Origin of the sequence: Chryseobacterium cheonjiense, assembly GCF_012927265.1 — a bacterium.
In the GTDB taxonomy this organism is placed as follows: Bacteria; Bacteroidota; Bacteroidia; order Flavobacteriales; family Weeksellaceae; genus Chryseobacterium; species Chryseobacterium cheonjiense.
Genome location: NZ_JABBGF010000001.1, coordinates 1 through 16,906 on the forward strand (window position 1 = coordinate 1; position 16,906 = coordinate 16,906).

Sequence of the window (16,906 nt, forward strand, 5' to 3'; positions counted from 1 at the left end):
GCATAGCCGAGTAGTACTAATTACCCGTAGATTTATTGCCTATTGGTTCTCAATAAAGCCTTATAAGTGCAACCAAGGTTTTGCCTTTGTGATGAAATTTACCGATAAAAACGGTTCAAGGTTCAATGTTTAAGATTCAAGGTTAAAACTTTGAACATTAAACTGAAAAAACCTTAAACCTATATACAGCCTTTAGGGTGGTTTTAGCGGTGGGGCTCACCTGTTCCCATTCCGAACACAGAAGTTAAGCCCACCAGCGCCGATGGTACTGCTAACGCGGGAGAGTAGGTCGCCGCCAGTTTTTATTTAAAAGTCTCATAGATTAATTTCTATGAGACTTTTTTTGTTTATATCCACTTAAGATTCAAGATTCAAAATTCAAAGTTTAAAATTCAAAGTTTAAGGTTCAGAGTTTAAGGTTCAAAGTTCAAAGTTCAAAATTCAAAGCTCAGAGTTTATTTAAATAGAATATCCTGGATTATACCCATACTTTATTACACATTACGCATTACCCATTACCCATTACTCATTACTCATTACCGATTACTTATGTAAGATAGGACTACCGGCTCTCGTGACGACAACTGCCCTAGCCTCGATAGTAACGGTTACCCCGCAGTAAGGATGGGAATGTGTGGACTTAGTAAGGCACGTACCGGAACGAGGAGTAAAAGTGGATAGCGAGAGAAAGCTTCTGAAAATAATAATATGTTATTCTAATTAGTAAAAATTAAAATAGACGAAATCTTTTACGAAAGCGCAGATTATATTGTAACTTTATTGATATGAAAGAGCATATTGTAAGAGGTTTCAGATTTGGTAATTACCAACCGCCGGAAATGTCTGTATTCGACAGATTGCTGGAGATTTTCACCGATCTGCTGACCCATACTTCAGGAGATTTTGATGAAGCGATCGACTGGCTGCGTATGCTTGATGAAGAGTATGAGCTGACAACACCGGACTATACCATTGATGATTTTATAGAAGACCTTAAGAAAAAAGGATATATCCGCGAGGAAATTGATCCCAATGGAAATGGAAATGGGATACGTCTTAGTGCTAAAATGGAACAGAATATTCGCAAACAGGCACTTAACCAAATATTTGGAAATCTTCAGAAAAGTGGAACCGGAAATCATAAAACCAGTAAAAGCGGTGCTGGAGAAGATACTACAGGGGAATTTCGGAATTATAATTTTGGAGATCCGGTAGAGAAGATCTCAATTACAGAAAGTATTAAAAATGCCCAGATCAATAATGGAATCGGTGATTTTCACCTTACTGAAAGTGATCTGGTAGTTGAAGACAGTGTTCATCAATCGCAAATGAGTACTGTTCTGATGATTGATATCAGTCACAGCATGATCTTATATGGTGAAGATAGAATCACTCCTGCAAAGAAAGTGGCTATGGCTCTTGCTGAATTAATAACAACAAGATATCCTAAAGATACATTAGATATTATTGTTTTTGGTGATGATGCATGGCCGGTAAAAATTCAGGAACTGCCTTATCTTCAGGTAGGTCCTTATCATACCAACACGGTTGCCGGGCTTCAGCTGGCGATGGATATATTACGTCGTAAACGAAATACGAATAAGCAGATCTTTATGATTACCGATGGCAAGCCAAGCTGCGTAAGAGAACCTGACGGTACTTACTATATGAATTCCTATGGTTTGGATGAATATGTTGTTCAGAAATGTTATAATATGGCGGCTCAGGCACGCCGGCTTCATATTCCTGTTACTACTTTTATGATCGCTCAGGATTCTTATCTTCAGCAGTTTGTCAGAGAATTTACAGAAGCCAACCAGGGGAAAGCCTTTTATACCGGACTTAATGGTCTGGGGCAGATGATCTTTGAAGATTATGAGGCCAACCGTAAAAAAAGAATACGTTAAATAAAATAATGTTTAAAAACATTACTATAAATATACATACAATGACTGCAAAGCCAGATATAAAAACATTAGGTTCATTAAAAGAATCAGGATATACCATTAAAAGCATAAAAGACGAATTAAGAGATAATTTAATCATTAAAATCCGAAATAAGGAGAATGTGTTTGAGGGAATTTTCGGGTATGAAAATAGTGTAATTCCTCAGTTGGAGCACGCTATTCTCAGCCGCCATAATATCAATTTGCTTGGACTGCGCGGGCAGGCAAAAACAAGATTGGCCAGAATGATGACAACATTGCTGGACGAATGGATTCCTTTTGTAAGCGGAAGTGAGATTAATGATGATCCTTTAAGCCCGATCTCGCGTTATGCAAAAGAGCTTATCGAGGCTGAAGGAGACAATGCACCGATAGACTGGCTGCATCGTGATGAAAGGTTTTTTGAAAAACTGGCGACTCCGGATGTAACGGTTGCCGATCTCATTGGAGATGTCGATCCTATAAAGGCTGCCAATCTAAAGCTTTCTTATGCGGATGACAGGGTTATCCACTTCGGGATGATTCCTCGTGCCAACAGAAGTATTTTTGTCATTAATGAATTGCCGGATCTTCAGGCCAGAATTCAGGTGTCTTTGTTTAATATTCTTCAGGAAGGTGATGTGCAGATTCGTGGCTTTAAAGTAAGAATGCCGTTGGATATACAATTTATCTTCACGGCCAATCCGGAAGATTATACCAACAGAGGAAGTATCGTGACGCCGCTGAAAGATAGAATTGGCTCTCAAATCCTTACTCACTATCCGGAAAACATTCATGTGGCGAAGGAAATTACAAAATATGAATCCAGCTTAGACAGCCGACAGCAAAAGGGAGTCTATGTTCCCGAACTGGCAAAAGATCTTTTAGAACAGATCGGATTTGAAGCACGCGACAGTGAATTTGTAGACTACAAAAGCGGAGTGAGTGCAAGAATGAGCATCACGGCATTCGAAAACCTTTTGAGTACCGCAGAAAGAAGGTCCCTTCTAACCGGAGACGAAAAAACATCTGTAAGATTGAGCGATTTTATGGGAGTAATTCCGGCCATTACCGGAAAAGTGGAACTGGTTTATGAAGGTGAGCAGGAAGGTGCAGAAGCAGTGGCACAGATCCTCATCGACAACGCCATTAAAACATTGTTTACCTCTTACTTTCCGAAAGTGGAAAAGCTGGAAAAGAAAGATGCAGCAGGACCTTTCCAACAGATTACCGACTGGTTCCTGGAAGATGACGGTTTCATAGAAATTACCGACGAATCATCGGATGAATCGTACGCTAAAGCACTTAATCGAATTAATGCACTCGACAGAATTATAGAGAAATACCAACCGGATACGAAGAAGGAAGATCTTTTGTTTATGAAAGAGTTCATTCTTTGGGGATTATCGGCCAATAAAAAACTAAACAAGGAAAGATTTCGTAGCGGAGTGTTCTTTTCCTGATAAATGAATTAATTTTCCGGGAGCAATTTGACTATGTCGAAAAGTTATTATTTATTTTTATTTGAAGCTTTTTCCTGCTTTCCGCACTCGCTATTTTTTTAGTTTTGGCTGCGGCGGCGAAGCCGCCGCAGCCAAAACTAAAAAAATGAGCTCAGACAATTGCTGCAATCAGGGCTAGGCTGATGGCACTAAATCAATATGGCACAAACGAAATAATATCCAAAAAAAGATGCGGAAACCTTCCGCATCTTTTTTATTTATAATCAATCATCAATCATTAAACCTGTATTACACCCAGATTGAACTTCTCAGTAATCGGAGAATGATTAGCCGCTTCAATTCCCATAGAAATCCATTTTCTTGTATCTACCGGATTGATAATGGCATCTGTCCAAAGCCTTGCCGCTGCGTACGTTGCTTCCGTTTGCTTCTGATATTTCTTTGAAATGCTTTCCAGAATTTCATTATGCTTTTTCTCTGTTATTTCTTTTCCCTGCTTCTTAAGCGTAGATTCCTGGATCTGCGCCAGAACTTTTGCCGCCTGTGCGCCGCCCATTACCGCAAGATCTGCCCATGGCCAGGCTACAATAAGCCTTGGATCATAAGCTTTTCCGCACATTGCGTAATTTCCGGCACCATAAGAATTTCCTGTAATCACGGTAAATTTAGGAACTACAGAATTAGAAACCGCATTTACCATTTTGGCACCATCTTTAATAATTCCTCCGTGCTCAGATTTAGAACCGACCATAAAACCCGTTACATCCTGTAAAAACACCAAAGGAATCTTTCTCTGATTACAATTCGCAATAAACCTTGTAGCCTTATCTGCAGAATCAGAATAAATTACACCGCCGAATTGCATTTCGCCCTTTCCACTTTTTACAAGCTTTCTCTGGTTGGCAACAATTCCTACCGACCAGCCGTCGACTCTTGCCGTCGCACAAATGATGCTTTTACCGTAATCAGGTTTATATTCTTCATATTCCGAATTGTCGACCAGGCATTTCATGATCTCATACGTATCATACTGCTCTGCCCTTGAAGCCGGCATAATTCCGAAAATATTTTCAGGTTTTTCTTTCGGTTGTGCACTTTCTATCCTGTCGAAACCGGCTTTCTCAGTGCTTCCCAAAGACTTCATAATATTTTTGATTCTATTCAGAGCATCTTTATCATCCTTCGCTTTATAATCGGTCACTCCGGAGATCGAACAGTGCGTTGTTGCACCTCCCAATGTTTCATTGTCAATACTTTCACCAATAGCAGCCTTCACCAGATAACTTCCAGCCAGGAAGATAGAACCTGTTTTATCAACAATCATTGCCTCATCACTCATGATCGGCAGGTAAGCTCCACCCGCAACACAGCTGCCCATCACAGCAGAAATCTGGATGATCCCGGCAGCACTCATCTTCGCATTATTTCTGAAAATTCTTCCGAACATTTCCTTGTCAGGGAAAATTTCGTCCTGCATCGGAAGATAAACACCCGCTGAATCTACAAGGTAAATAATTGGCAGTCTGTTTTCCATGGCGATTTCCTGGGCTCTCAGGTTTTTCTTACCCGTTATCGGAAACCAGGCCCCCGCTTTTACAGAAGCATCGTTGGCAACAATGATACATTGTCTTCCCGATACATACCCCATTACCACCACTACACCACCGCTTGGGCAGCCGCCGTGCTCCTCATACATTTCATAACCGGCAAATGCACCGATCTCTATGGAATCAGAATCTTTATCAAGAAGATATTCAACCCGTTCTCTTGCTGTCATTTTTCCTTCATCACGAAGCTTTTGCAGCCTTTTTTCTCCGCCTCCCTTTTTAATTTCACTGAGTAAACGATTTATTTCTGATAATTTTAATCTGTTTTGATCTTCTCTTTTGTTGAATTCAATGTCCATAAATCACAATTTTTTCGTTTTAAAGATACTATTTTTTAAATGGAATGAAAATTGCTCTAAACATTTGTTTAAGAAATTGGTTTTCAGAATTTTATGAAATATTTAACAAAAAATATATTTTTTATGGTTCGTTATTTGCTAACTTTACCATAGAGAAAGTAAGAGTGAAATCTTACACTTTTCTCTAAGTTCCTAGTTTATTTTTTTAATAGTTTATTATTTGAAGGCCCTGAAAGTTGAATAAATTTTCAGGGTTTTTGTTTTCTTATATTTTGCCTAAACTCAGACAATACATTCTACAGTAAAATCAATATTTTACTGACAGGCTTACATTCTGCATCTTGTTTTTATCTTTCATATAAAAATTTAACACAGTAAAATAAAAGTTAGAAATAAGCTGATTTTGTTGCCAATAAATAACTGCATTGTAAAACCGATTTGTAAATTTGCAAAAAAAATAAAAAGAAGTAGGATATGCATAAATTGGCTCTTTTCAGATTGCATTTGATAGTGTTTTTATGGGGGTTTACGGCAATTTTGGGAAAATTGATTCATGCCAATGCAGAGATTCTGGTTTTTTATCGGATGCTTTTTGCCGCTGTATGCCTTTTTATTTACATCAGGGTATTCCGGAAAGAAAGTATTAAAGTCTCAAAGAAAATTTTTTTTCAGCTGGCTGCCATAGGCTTCTCTATGGCTTTTCACTGGTACTGTTTTTTTTATTCCATTAAAATCTCAAACGTTTCTATTGCGCTGAGCTGTCTTTCCCTTTCTACCTTATTCGCTTCCATTTTAGAGCCCATTATTTTTAAAAGAAAAATTGATGTTTCTGAAGTCATCATGGGAATCGTTATTGTTGCATGTATTTTATTAATCTTCAAAACCGAATTCAGATTCAAAGAAGGAATTTTCTATGGAGTGCTGTGTGCAATTTTCGGGACTATATTTTCAGTGTTCAATGGTAAGATGTTTGGCAAGACGAGCTCAGGAAATATTATTTTTTATGAAATCTTCTGTGGATGGGGCATTTTAATGCTGATTTATTTATTTACGGGGCAAATTTTTCATATGAATGAAATAAGTTACCGTGATATTGCGTTAATATGCTTGTTGGCAGGTGTTTTCACAGCTTTTCCGATGCTGGAATCGGTGAATCTGATGAAATATATTTCGCCTTTTACACTAATTTTAACAGTTAATTTAGAACCGGTTTACGGAATTATACTAGCTTTTTTTATCTTTGGAGAATCAGAACATATGAGTCCTGTTTTTTACGTGGCTTCAGGAGTTATGATACTGGCAATCATTGTCAACGGATTAATAAAAGCTAAAAAACAAAAAACTATAAATTAAGCATCAACTATATGATGAAAAAATATCTTTTACCTGTATTTTTCCTGATGTTCGGGATTTCGCAATCGCAGATCATCAGAAAGTATTCTAACGAATTCTTAAATATCGGAGCCGGAGCCAGAGGTCTGGCGATGGGCGGGGCAGTAGTTTCCAACCAGGATGATGTTTATTCGCCGATGTGGAACCCGGCAGGACTCATGGCGATCGAAAAAGACTGGCAGGGAGCAGCAATGCACGCCGAATATTTTGAATCAATTGCCAAATACGACTATCTTGCTTACGCCAAAGTTCTTGAAACCGGTGTTTTCGGGGTATCTGTCGTAAGACTTGGGGTTGATAATATCCTCAATACCACACAGCTTATCGATACCGAGGGAAATATTGATTACGATAAAATTACAAAATTCTCACAATCGGATTATGCGGCTATACTTTCATATGCTTTCAATCCGGGAGGCAATACGAAGCTGGATGTCGGGATTAATGCGAAAATTGTCTACAGAAATGTAGGAAAGTTTGCCAACGGATACGGCTTTGGTTTCGATGTCGGTGCCATTTATAAAATGGACAACGGCTGGAAGCTGGGAGGTATGCTGAGAGACGCCACTACTACAGTAAACTTCTGGAGTGTTAATCAGAAAGAGCTTTCCACAGTGGTCAACGGAGAAGAATTTAACCCTGCCCCTAAAGATAAAATGGAGCTTACCATGCCAAAACTGAACATCGGTGCCAGTAAAATATTTGATATTAACAGCAGTGTATATGTTTTGCCAGAAGCGGGTTTGAATATCGATTTTGCTAAAACAGCAGCCCTTATTTCCTCGGATATTGCAAGTATCACTCCTTATGCGGGAGCCGAACTTGGGTATCAGAAAATGATTTTTGTGAGACTTGGGGTCAACAGATTCCAGTCGATTACAGATATTGAAGATCTTCGAAGAAAAGTTTCCTTCCAGCCGAGCGCGGGAATCGGGATCAGATACAGAGGTCTTACGTTAGATTATGCCATTACCAATTCCGGAATAGGAGGATCTAATTTTTATTCTAACTTCTTTTCTCTGAAACTGGATATGGGACAATTCAGAAATGATTAATTTATTTAAAATGAAAAAACTCTCACTCGTTATACTGACAGCATGCTCAACATTTGTATTTGGACAAAAAGTTTCCGATTATCAATATGTTTCAATTCCGTCAAAGTTTGAAAGCTTTAAACAGGATTATGGTCTGGCTGATATGCTTGCCAAAACCTTAAAAAGTAAAAATTATACCGTTATACCGTCAGACAAATTGCAGTGGCCGGCTGAAGCACAGGCCAACCCATGCAGTGTATTAATGGCGGATGTGGTAAACGACAGCGGTCTTCTCAGAAATAAAGTATTGCTTCAATTTAAGGACTGTAATGACAAAATATTGTCTTCTGCGAAAGGTGCTTCCAGTATTAAAGAATTTAAGGAAGGTTTTCAGGATGCCCTTCAACAGACTTTTATATCACTTTCTCCTTCCAGCCCAATCGTTCATACACCGACAGCAGTCACCACTACATCTTCTGTTACAGAGACAAAACAAAGAGATACTACAAGCTCGATGACACAAGACAATAATGCCATAAAATTCAGTAATGGAAAAGTTGATCTAATGAAAGTGCAGTTGGATAATCATCAGTTTATTTTGGTAAACTCAAACAGTTCTTCGCCGTATGCGACGTTTAAAACAACAACAAAAGCAGACGTTTTCAGAGTGAAACTGCAGAACGGAGAGGCGACTCTAGGATATTATGAAAACGGAAATATTGTCATTGAATTGCCTAAAGCAAATGGTGAGTATGAAAAAGAGATATTTATAAAGAAATAATTTGAGATAGTGAAAAGGTTGGAAATTTTCCAACCTTTTTTGTTTTATTCATTATTAAAAAATTCGTATACAATTTTGGCTTTACTTTTCCCAAGAATTTCTTCCAGGGTTTCCAGGCTTGATTCTTTAATTCTTTTTACGGATTTTAACCGGGATAAAAGTAATTCAATTGTTTTTCCGCCCACACCGGGAATTTCTTCCAGCTCAGATTTTATCGTAGAATTTTTTCTTCTGGTTCTGTGGTGCTTTACACCAAACCGGTGCGCTTCGTCCCGTACTCTCTGTAAAATTTTAAGCGTCTCGGATTTTTTATCAAGGTATAACGGGATAGAATCTTCCGGAAAGAAAAGCTCTTCCAGCCTTTTTGCAATGCCGATGATGGTAATTTTACCGTATAATCCCAACAGACGTAAGCTTTTCACCGCTGAAGAAAGCTGGCCTTTACCTCCGTCGATCAGGATCAGCTGCGGTAGGTCTTCTCCTTCATCCAGCATTCTTTTATAACGCCTGTAAATGACTTCTTCCATCGTCGCAAAATCGTTCGGACCTTCTACGGTTCTAGGATGAAAAATTCTGTAGTCAGCCTTGCTGGGCTTTCCGTCTTTGAAAACAACACAAGCCGAAACAGGATTCGTTCCCTGGATATTCGAGTTGTCAAATCCCTCGATATGGCGCGGTTCTACAGGCATTCTGAGCAGTTTCTGCATTTCTGCCATAATGCGGTTGGTATGTCGTTCCGGGTCTACAATCTGTACCTGCTTCAGCTTTTCCAGACGGTATTCTTTGGCATTTTTTTCTGAAAGCTCTACAATACGCTTTTTGTCCCCTACTTTAGGAACAATCAGTTTTACATTCGGGATCTCAATAGCCAGGTGAAAAGGCAGCAAAACCTCCTTGGAATTTGAATCAAATTTTTGACGGATCTCAATTAAAGCCTCTTCCATAATCTCTTCATCTGTTTCCTCAAGGATTTTTTTGATTTCGGTCGTAAAACTCTGAATGATATTCCCGTTCCTGATCTTAAAAAAGTTCACATAAGCGGCAGTCTCATCGCTGGTCATTCCAAAAACATCTACATCATCAATGCTTGGATTGACGACTGTATTTTTAGCCTGGTAATCTTCAAGGGCATCCAGTCTTTCCTTTACGATCTGTGCGCTTTCAAACTGAAGATTTGTGGCATATTTCATCATCTGATTCATCAGATATTCCTTTGCTTTGCGGAAATCTCCCTTGATAATCCCGCGTATGGCATCGATCTTTTCATCATAATCTTCCTTGCTTTCCAGTCCTTCACACGGTCCTTCACAGTTTTTAATATGATATTCCAGACATACTTTGTATTTACCTTCCTCAATCTTCGCAGGAGCCAGATTAAGATTACAGGTTCTCAGTTTATAGATATGTTTGATGGTATCCAGTAAGATCTTTGCAGGACGCACTTTCGCATAAGGTCCGTAATATTCAGATCCGTCTTTGATCTTGGTTCTCGTTAAAAATATTCTCGGAAAATCTTCATTTTTAATACAGATCCACGGATAGGTCTTGTCATCCTTCAGCATGACATTATAAAACGGCTGATGTTCTTTGATGAGATTATTTTCTAATAAAAGCGCATCGTATTCACTATTAACGATCGTAGTTTCCAGGCGGTTTATCTTCCCGACCATTATTCTTGTACGGTAGCCGGAAAGGGTCTTATTGAAATAGGAGAGTACTCTTTTCTTCAGATTTTTGGCCTTACCCACATACAGCAGCTGATCGTTTTTATCATAATAACGATAAACGCCGGGTTCAGATGGTAAAGTTTTCAGCTGTAATTCTAAGGAAGGATTCATATAACAAATTTAAGGAATTTAAAGGCAAAAAAAAAGCCGAATAGCTACCTGGGTTTTCCATGTTCATTTACTATATCTATTAAATTGTAACAGGGTTGTGTTTATTTTGTTTAAACAGCTGTGTAATAGGATCAGGTTACATGTTATTTATTTATAAAGCCATGTTAACGATTATACTTAAAATATTAGTTGTATAATGTGTTGATTTTCAGTATTAATTGTGATTGTGTGGAAACGTGATGATATTTCGGTCAAAACCTGCTCAGGTTTTTGATAAAAGGTGCTTAGGTTTCAGGTGAAAGGTGCTTAGGTTTTATAAGAAACCTGCGCGGCTTTTAGAACACATAAAAAATGCTGCCTCTGATAAAGGCAGCATACTTTAATATAGATGTAAGATTATCCGTTGCTCATTGACGTATACTCATTCACCAAAAAGCTGAAGTAATCCCATTCTACAGAATTTTTAGGATATTTTTTCATGAATTCCGCATTATCTCCGAAAAGAAAATCGTAGTTGTCTTCAAAGTCATCTTTATGAAGCCACATCACTTTATCGCCTTTTTTTACATAATAAGACTTAATAACACCGCCTCCCATCTGAGGTCCGTATCCGAAAGAAACTCCTCCGGTTTCTTTCGCTCTGGGATCATGGTAAACCGAAATAATATCATCAAATCCGGGATTGATTACCTGCATCAGGAATTCTTTATCGTCTTTTTTATTTTTTAAAGAAACCGTCTGATTGATAAAATATATTCTGTCGTTATTGGTAGTTTTGGTAAGTTTTCGGGTGCTGTAATTTCTAATGTTTCCCATGTATTTGGCCACCTTTGCAATTTTCTCAGCATTGCTTGGGTAAATGTACATTTCCGCGATATGATCGGCATCAAAAGTCTCTGTCTTTTTCGTGATGCTGTCTTTCAGGGAAACTTCAAAGATCTGTCCTTTTTTGGAATCCGTTTTACTGCAGAAACCTTTGTGTACGCTTCCGTCTTTTAAAATAACAGTTGAAGTTTTCTTTGGTGACGGCATATTGAACCCTTCATTGAAAAGGTATTGTTCCATCTTTTTAATTTCTTCTTTCGAGTATTTTACTTTCTGAGCGAAAGATGCGGTACTGAAAAGAACCAACGCAAACAGTAATGTTTTAAGTTTCATAAGGATATTAATTTTTTTTATTTCGGCGGTAAAAATAGGAAATTAATCTGCTTGTTTTCAGAAAATTTTTATCGCAGAAAATTAGTTTTCCCAATTATGGCTAAATGCGTAATTTTAAGACAAAATTTAGAGAATGATATACGGCGTAGATGTTTTGAGTTTCCATGATGTTCTGGAGATCTGCAAAACTCCCAATAAAGCTAAACTTAATAAAGCAGCAAAAGAACAAATTTTAAAATCACAAAAGAACGTTCAGAAAATTGTAGAGTCAGACCGTTGTGTTTATGGGATCAACACGGGTTTCGGACCTCTTTGCGATACGAAAATTTCAGCGGATGAAACCGCACTTTTACAATATAATCTTATCATTTCCCATGCGGTAGGTGTAGGAAAGCCTATTGATAAAGAACTTTCAAAAATCATGATGATTGCCAAAGTTCATGCTTTGTCTAAAGGATTTTCGGGAGTTTCTCTCGATGTGATTGAAAGAATGATCCTGATGCTGGAAAAAGATATCATCCCAGTTGTTCCGGAACAGGGTTCTGTCGGAGCTTCCGGTGACCTTGCCCCGCTCGCTCATTTGGTATTGCCGCTTTTAGGATTAGGAAAAGTATGGGTTGGAAACGATATATTTCCTACTGCAGAAATTTTAGAAGAAAACGATCTTTTGCCATTATCACTGGGCCCAAAAGAAGGATTGGGATTGATTAACGGAACCCAATTTATTTTAGCCCATGCGATTAAAGGGCTGGAAAAATTTGAATATTTACTGGATCTTGCGGATATGACGGCAGCCATGAGCCTTGAAGCGTATAGGGGTTCTGCAAGTCCCTTCAAGAAAGAACTTCATGAGATCAGACCTTTTGAAGGCAGTAAAAAAGTGGCCGCAAGAATGCTGAAATTTTTAAAAGGCTCGGAAAACCTGCAGGCTCATGAAGATTGCGAGCGTGTTCAGGATCCGTATTCCATGCGATGCGTTCCACAGGTTCACGGGGCAAGCAGAAACGCTTTTGAGCACCTGAAAATGATGGCGGAGACGGAATTGAATTCCGTAACGGACAACCCGATTGTTTTAAGTGCCGAAGAATCCATCTCCGGAGGGAATTTCCACGGTCAGCTGATGGCTTTACCGCTGGATTACGCTACTTTGGCGGCGGCTGAATTAGGAAATATTTCTGATAGGAGAAGCTACTTATTGTTAGAAGGAAAATACGGTTTACCAAGATTATTAACGGAAAGCTCAGGACTGAATTCCGGATTTATGATTCCACAGTATACCTCAGCAGCATTGGTTACGGAGAATAAAACATTGTGCTTCCCGGCTTCTGCGGATTCTATCCCGACAAGTCTCGGACAGGAAGATCATGTTTCGATGGGAAGTATTTCAGGAAGAAAATTCAATCAGGTTCTTGGAAATCTGGTGAATATTTTAGCGGTAGAATTGATGTTTGCCGCACAAGGCTTAGAATTCAGAAGACCGTCAAAATGTTCAAAAATCATTGAAGAAAATGTTGCAATTTTACGATCAAAAGTTACAAAGCTTGAGGATGACCGTTTAATTGGAGAAGATATGCTGGCGATCGCAGAATTGATAAATGAAAGGAAATTCGTAGTAAATTAACATAAAGCATTTATAATAATTTATCCAAAAGCTCCTTCGTCCGGAGCTTTTGGTTTTTTTAATTCAATAAAAATTTAGTTATGAAAATTCAGAGAACAGATTCTTCCGGCAGAGATTTTCGGGATTTGGTACAGCTTTTAGATGCTGATCTGGCAGTTCGTAATGGTGAAGACCAGGCATTTTATAGCCAGTTTAATAAAATCGATATGATTAAAAACTGTATTGTTGTTTACATCGATGAAATTCCTGCGGCATGTGGCGCTTTTAAAAAGTTTGAAGACGATACGGTAGAAATTAAAAGAATGTACACGCATCCTGATTTCAGGAAAAGAGGTCTGGCAACAGCTATTGTAAAAGAGCTTGAAAAATGGGCAAAGGAGTTAAATTACAAAAAAGCGGTTCTGGAATCTTCATTGGAACAGAATGAAGCACTCTCAGTGTATGAAAAAAGTGGCTATATAAGAATCCCTAATTATGGGCAGTATATAGGCATTGAGAAGAGCGTCTGCTATGAGAAAATTCTATAAATTTTCAGTGAATATTATTTTCAGCATAATAAAAATTCACCAGAATTTAGACTTTAATATTCTGTAATTCAATGTAAAGTGATATCTTGGTTTACCAATCAAATATTATTTTATATGAAGAAACATGTATTCTACTTACTCATGCTGTTTTTTGTTTTTACGGCATGTAACAGAGATGATCTGCAGAATTTATCTGCAGATATGGAAATCACCCAGAAAGACCCACTTTCTGCAAAACAGATCAATGAGAAAATTAATGAAACCATTAAAACAAAAGGAAGATTCTCGTGGAAGGGATCATCCGATCATTTTGTATGGAGTGCTATTTTTCAGGGAAATAAAATTGCTTCGATAGGCTTCGGATCTTCTTTCGACAGAAGCCAGACACCAGACAGCAAATCTATTGAGTCAGAAATTTTAAAAACAATTGAGCAGTATGAAGGGAAAAAAGACAGGATCGTATTGTCTTCCGACCCATATCTCAACCAGATGGACGTTGCCATCGAAAAGCAGGAAACGGTGATTGCTTTACGTAAAATGAAGAATATCCGTTATGTGGAACCTGCAGATTACCGCTATTTTGAAAATGAAAGAAAACTGAATGGTACTGCAAAATCCAGCAGCTCCTCATCAGGATGCGGATTTGAATCTACAGCATTGAGCGCGCCAGATTATACAACCGTTACACCCAATGCCAAAGCGCCATGGTCTTTTTTGAAACATAACATTATCAATGCCTGGAGTTACAGCACCGGTGCCGGAATTACCATCGGCGTGATCGACAGCGGCGTTTCTTCAGAGCAGTCTCTCTTAGGCTCCGGTTTCAACAACGGATTGTCTTCGGGCAGAAGCATCAGTAAAAACGGGGTCTATGTAGATTCCATATGGCCGTGGAGTACAGGGTATGATGGTTCGGCAGATCAATGCGGACACGGAACTAGCATGGCTTCTGCAATGGCAGCACCACGAAATAATATGGGGCAGCCGGTAGGAGTTGCCTATAATGCCAATTTGGTTACGTATAGAGCGGCATCCAATGTTGTGTTGGATGGCTATCACGAACAGAACGGGGTTAAAATTGCCTTCACGGAATTAGGGAACAATGCCAATGTAAAAATTATATCTATGTCGATGGGTCATATTTTCTCCGTAGGAAAAATTGAGGATGGAGTGAAATATGCGTATTCAAAAGGAAAATTGATTTTCTGTGCAGGCGGAACTTCAACAAGCTTTACCAATTTCGTAGGAGTGATTTTTCCGGCTTGGATGCCTGAGACGCAGGCTATAACAGGAGTAAAAGAAAATACATCCAATCAGAGATGTGATGTGTGTCACTCCGGTGCCGAGATTGATTTTACGTATCAGATGGAAAGAGCTTCTGGAAATAGTGTCCCCGTATTGAGTTATTATAACGGACAAACGGATTACGTGGGCGGATCTTCTGTAGCAACAGCTTCCACCGCAGGAATTGCCGCTTTGGTATGGTCTAAAAATCCTTCATGGACGAGAGATCAGGTGCTGAACAAAATGCGGCAGTCGGCTACTTATTATCCTACTCCGAATTCTGATTACGGATACGGTAATATTAATGTTCTCCAGGCAGTACAGTAATTCTCCATTGATAAATTAATACAGAGACAGCGATAATTATTGCTGTCTTTTTAATTATTATAATTAACTAGGTACTTTTACGTAATCTAAAATTGAGTATATCTACTCTATCATTTATCTGTTTTCTGAAGTAGCTTTGTCATGTGATCACAACAAAACATTTCGACTTTTACAATTGATAATTTTACCATTATTTATGTATTTGGGAGGAGGTTTAAAAACTAAAACTATGGAGCCAGAAACCATTCAAACGGGGCGTATCCGAAAGGCCATAAGAGTAGGAAAACAAAAATATTAATCATGACAGAACAACAAGAAACATTAGTAGGAGGCTGGACAGCATTTCACCCTCTTACTCCGGAAGATCAAAAAGTATTTGACGAAGCGATGAGAGGATTTGTGGGGGTAAAATATTCACCTTACGAAGTATCAACACAAGTGGTAAATGGCACCAATTACCGTTTCAAGTGCGACGCTTCAATGCCACCTGCAGATGTTATGTGGCAGGCAATTGTGGAAATCTATCAGCCGATTAACGGTCAGCCACACGTTGTTGGTATCACAAGAATCTAAAAAGCTTTATGCATATTCTAAGGTCGGGGAATTTTATTCCTCGATTTTTTATTGTTTAAATATCAGCCAATTCTTACACTCGTCATACTAAGGGAACCTCCAATCAGTTCATCATTGAACAAAGACAGCTCATCTGAAGAAGTTTTCAGTCCCAGTGTATAAATTAGGGGAAGATAATGGTCAGGAGTTGGAACAGCATATTGCAATGAGATTCCTTGTTTGTGATAATCAATGATAGGATCAAAATTTCCATCCAATAGCCAATTGTTGGTTTTTTCACGGGCTTCAACAGCCCAGTCCCATCCGGCTCCTACAGTATTGATATTTCTCCAGTCAATTAGCCTTAAATTGTGAATAATATTTCCGCTTCCGATGATCAGGATTCCTTTTTCGCGAAGTTTGTTCAGTTTTTGGGCTAAATCAAAATGATATTGCGGAGGCTTTGAATAATCAATGCTCATCTGAATTACCGGAATATCTGCTTCAGGATACATGTGCTTAATAACAGACCATGCACCATGATCCAATCCCCAGCTGTGGTCTTCTTCTACAAAAACAGGCTCTAATAATTCAGCGGTCTCTTTAGCCAGTTCCGGAGATCCCGGAGCAGGATATTGTACATCAAACAGCGCCTGTGGAAAACCTCCGAAATCATGAATGGTTCTCGGCATCGACATAGCGGTCACCTTAGTTCCGTCTGTAAACCAATGTGCCGAAATACATAAAATGGCATTCGGTTTCGGAATCTCAGAAGCGGCCTTGCGGAATCCCTGCACAAACTGGTTTTCTTCGATAGCATTCATAGGAGATCCGTGTCCCAGAAACAGCACCGGCATTTTTGCCGTATTGCTGAAAAGACCACTTATGTTTTGAAGATCGTTGAGGTTCATTTTTTATCTCATATTCATTAAAAAGGTTCAAGGCTTTTGCTCCCTGAACCTTTTATGTTATTTAAATAAAAACAGGATTGGCATCCTGTTGTCGGATAGTTCGTCCTTGCGGACTCATTTGTTTTTTTTAATAAATCGGATTAGCATCCGATTCTGTTATAGGTCGTCCCTTCAGGACTCCCCGGAC

At 38.7% G+C, this 16,906-nt stretch carries 13 protein-coding genes and 1 rRNA gene; 10 read left to right on the plus strand and 4 right to left on the minus strand.

Annotated elements, in window-relative coordinates; all coding sequences use genetic code 11:
• The first annotated feature begins 193 nt into the window (after nucleotides 1-193).
• The 3 genes from rrf to HHL20_RS00015 all read left to right on the plus strand — a co-directional run bounded on the left by rrf (nucleotide 194) and on the right by HHL20_RS00015 (nucleotide 3,388).
• Nucleotides 194-301 (plus strand): 5S ribosomal RNA (gene rrf, locus HHL20_RS00005).
• A gap of 484 nt (nucleotides 302-785) precedes the next feature.
• Nucleotides 786-1,907 (plus strand): vWA domain-containing protein, encoded by a 1,122-nt coding sequence (locus HHL20_RS00010; RefSeq protein ID WP_169229174.1) that lies wholly within the window; start codon nucleotides 786-788, stop codon nucleotides 1,905-1,907.
• A gap of 41 nt (nucleotides 1,908-1,948) precedes the next feature.
• Nucleotides 1,949-3,388, plus strand: coding sequence for an AAA family ATPase (locus HHL20_RS00015; RefSeq protein ID WP_169229175.1), 1,440 nt, complete (start codon nucleotides 1,949-1,951; stop codon nucleotides 3,386-3,388).
• A 277-nt stretch (nucleotides 3,389-3,665) separates the two neighbouring features.
• On the opposite strand, the gene HHL20_RS00020 is transcribed toward HHL20_RS00015, so the two are convergent.
• Nucleotides 3,666-5,294 carry an acyl-CoA carboxylase subunit beta gene (locus tag HHL20_RS00020; RefSeq protein WP_169229176.1) on the minus strand — a complete coding sequence of 543 codons (1,629 nt, stop codon included), beginning with the start codon at nucleotides 5,292-5,294 and terminating at the stop codon, nucleotides 3,666-3,668.
• Nucleotides 5,295-5,768: 474 nt separating this feature from the next.
• On the opposite strand from HHL20_RS00020, the gene HHL20_RS00025 reads away from it, so the two are divergent.
• Genes HHL20_RS00025 through HHL20_RS00035 form a run of 3 tightly spaced genes read left to right on the plus strand, consistent with a single transcriptional unit; the run spans nucleotide 5,769 to nucleotide 8,501 of the window.
• Nucleotides 5,769-6,647: a DMT family transporter gene (locus HHL20_RS00025; protein ID WP_169229177.1), complete on the plus strand. Its 879-nt coding sequence runs from the start codon at nucleotides 5,769-5,771 to the stop codon at nucleotides 6,645-6,647.
• A gap of 11 nt (nucleotides 6,648-6,658) precedes the next feature.
• On the plus strand, nucleotides 6,659-7,741 hold the full coding sequence (locus tag HHL20_RS00030; RefSeq protein WP_169229178.1) for a putative type IX sorting system protein PorV2: 1,083 nt from the start codon (nucleotides 6,659-6,661) through the stop codon (nucleotides 7,739-7,741).
• A gap of 10 nt (nucleotides 7,742-7,751) precedes the next feature.
• Complete coding sequence (locus HHL20_RS00035) at nucleotides 7,752-8,501, plus strand: hypothetical protein (RefSeq protein ID WP_169229179.1); 750 nt, start codon at nucleotides 7,752-7,754, stop codon at nucleotides 8,499-8,501.
• A 44-nt stretch (nucleotides 8,502-8,545) separates the two neighbouring features.
• On the opposite strand, the gene uvrC is transcribed toward HHL20_RS00035, so the two are convergent.
• Nucleotides 8,546-10,339, minus strand: a complete 1,794-nt coding sequence (gene uvrC, locus HHL20_RS00040; RefSeq protein WP_169229180.1) for an excinuclease ABC subunit UvrC — start codon at nucleotides 10,337-10,339, stop codon at nucleotides 8,546-8,548.
• A 396-nt stretch (nucleotides 10,340-10,735) separates the two neighbouring features.
• Entirely contained in the window at nucleotides 10,736-11,497 is a 762-nt protein-coding gene (locus HHL20_RS00045) for a hypothetical protein (RefSeq protein ID WP_169229181.1), read from the minus strand.
• A 133-nt stretch (nucleotides 11,498-11,630) separates the two neighbouring features.
• Here HHL20_RS00045 and hutH point away from each other — a divergent pair, with 133 nt between their 5' ends.
• The 4 genes from hutH to HHL20_RS00065 all read left to right on the plus strand — a co-directional run bounded on the left by hutH (nucleotide 11,631) and on the right by HHL20_RS00065 (nucleotide 15,829).
• Nucleotides 11,631-13,118 (plus strand): histidine ammonia-lyase, encoded by a 1,488-nt coding sequence (hutH, locus tag HHL20_RS00050; protein ID WP_169229182.1) that lies wholly within the window; start codon nucleotides 11,631-11,633, stop codon nucleotides 13,116-13,118.
• Nucleotides 13,119-13,198: 80 nt separating this feature from the next.
• Nucleotides 13,199-13,645 (plus strand): GNAT family N-acetyltransferase, encoded by a 447-nt coding sequence (locus tag HHL20_RS00055; RefSeq protein WP_169229183.1) that lies wholly within the window; start codon nucleotides 13,199-13,201, stop codon nucleotides 13,643-13,645.
• A 114-nt stretch (nucleotides 13,646-13,759) separates the two neighbouring features.
• Nucleotides 13,760-15,256: a S8 family peptidase gene (locus HHL20_RS00060; RefSeq protein ID WP_169229184.1), complete on the plus strand. Its 1,497-nt coding sequence runs from the start codon at nucleotides 13,760-13,762 to the stop codon at nucleotides 15,254-15,256.
• A 300-nt stretch (nucleotides 15,257-15,556) separates the two neighbouring features.
• Complete coding sequence (locus HHL20_RS00065; protein WP_169229185.1) at nucleotides 15,557-15,829, plus strand: hypothetical protein; 273 nt, start codon at nucleotides 15,557-15,559, stop codon at nucleotides 15,827-15,829.
• A gap of 62 nt (nucleotides 15,830-15,891) precedes the next feature.
• Here HHL20_RS00065 and ygiD read toward each other — a convergent pair whose 3' ends face one another.
• Nucleotides 15,892-16,719, minus strand: coding sequence for a 4,5-DOPA-extradiol-dioxygenase (gene ygiD / locus HHL20_RS00070; RefSeq protein ID WP_169229186.1), 828 nt, complete (start codon nucleotides 16,717-16,719; stop codon nucleotides 15,892-15,894).
• Between the last annotated feature and the right edge of the window lie 187 nt (nucleotides 16,720-16,906).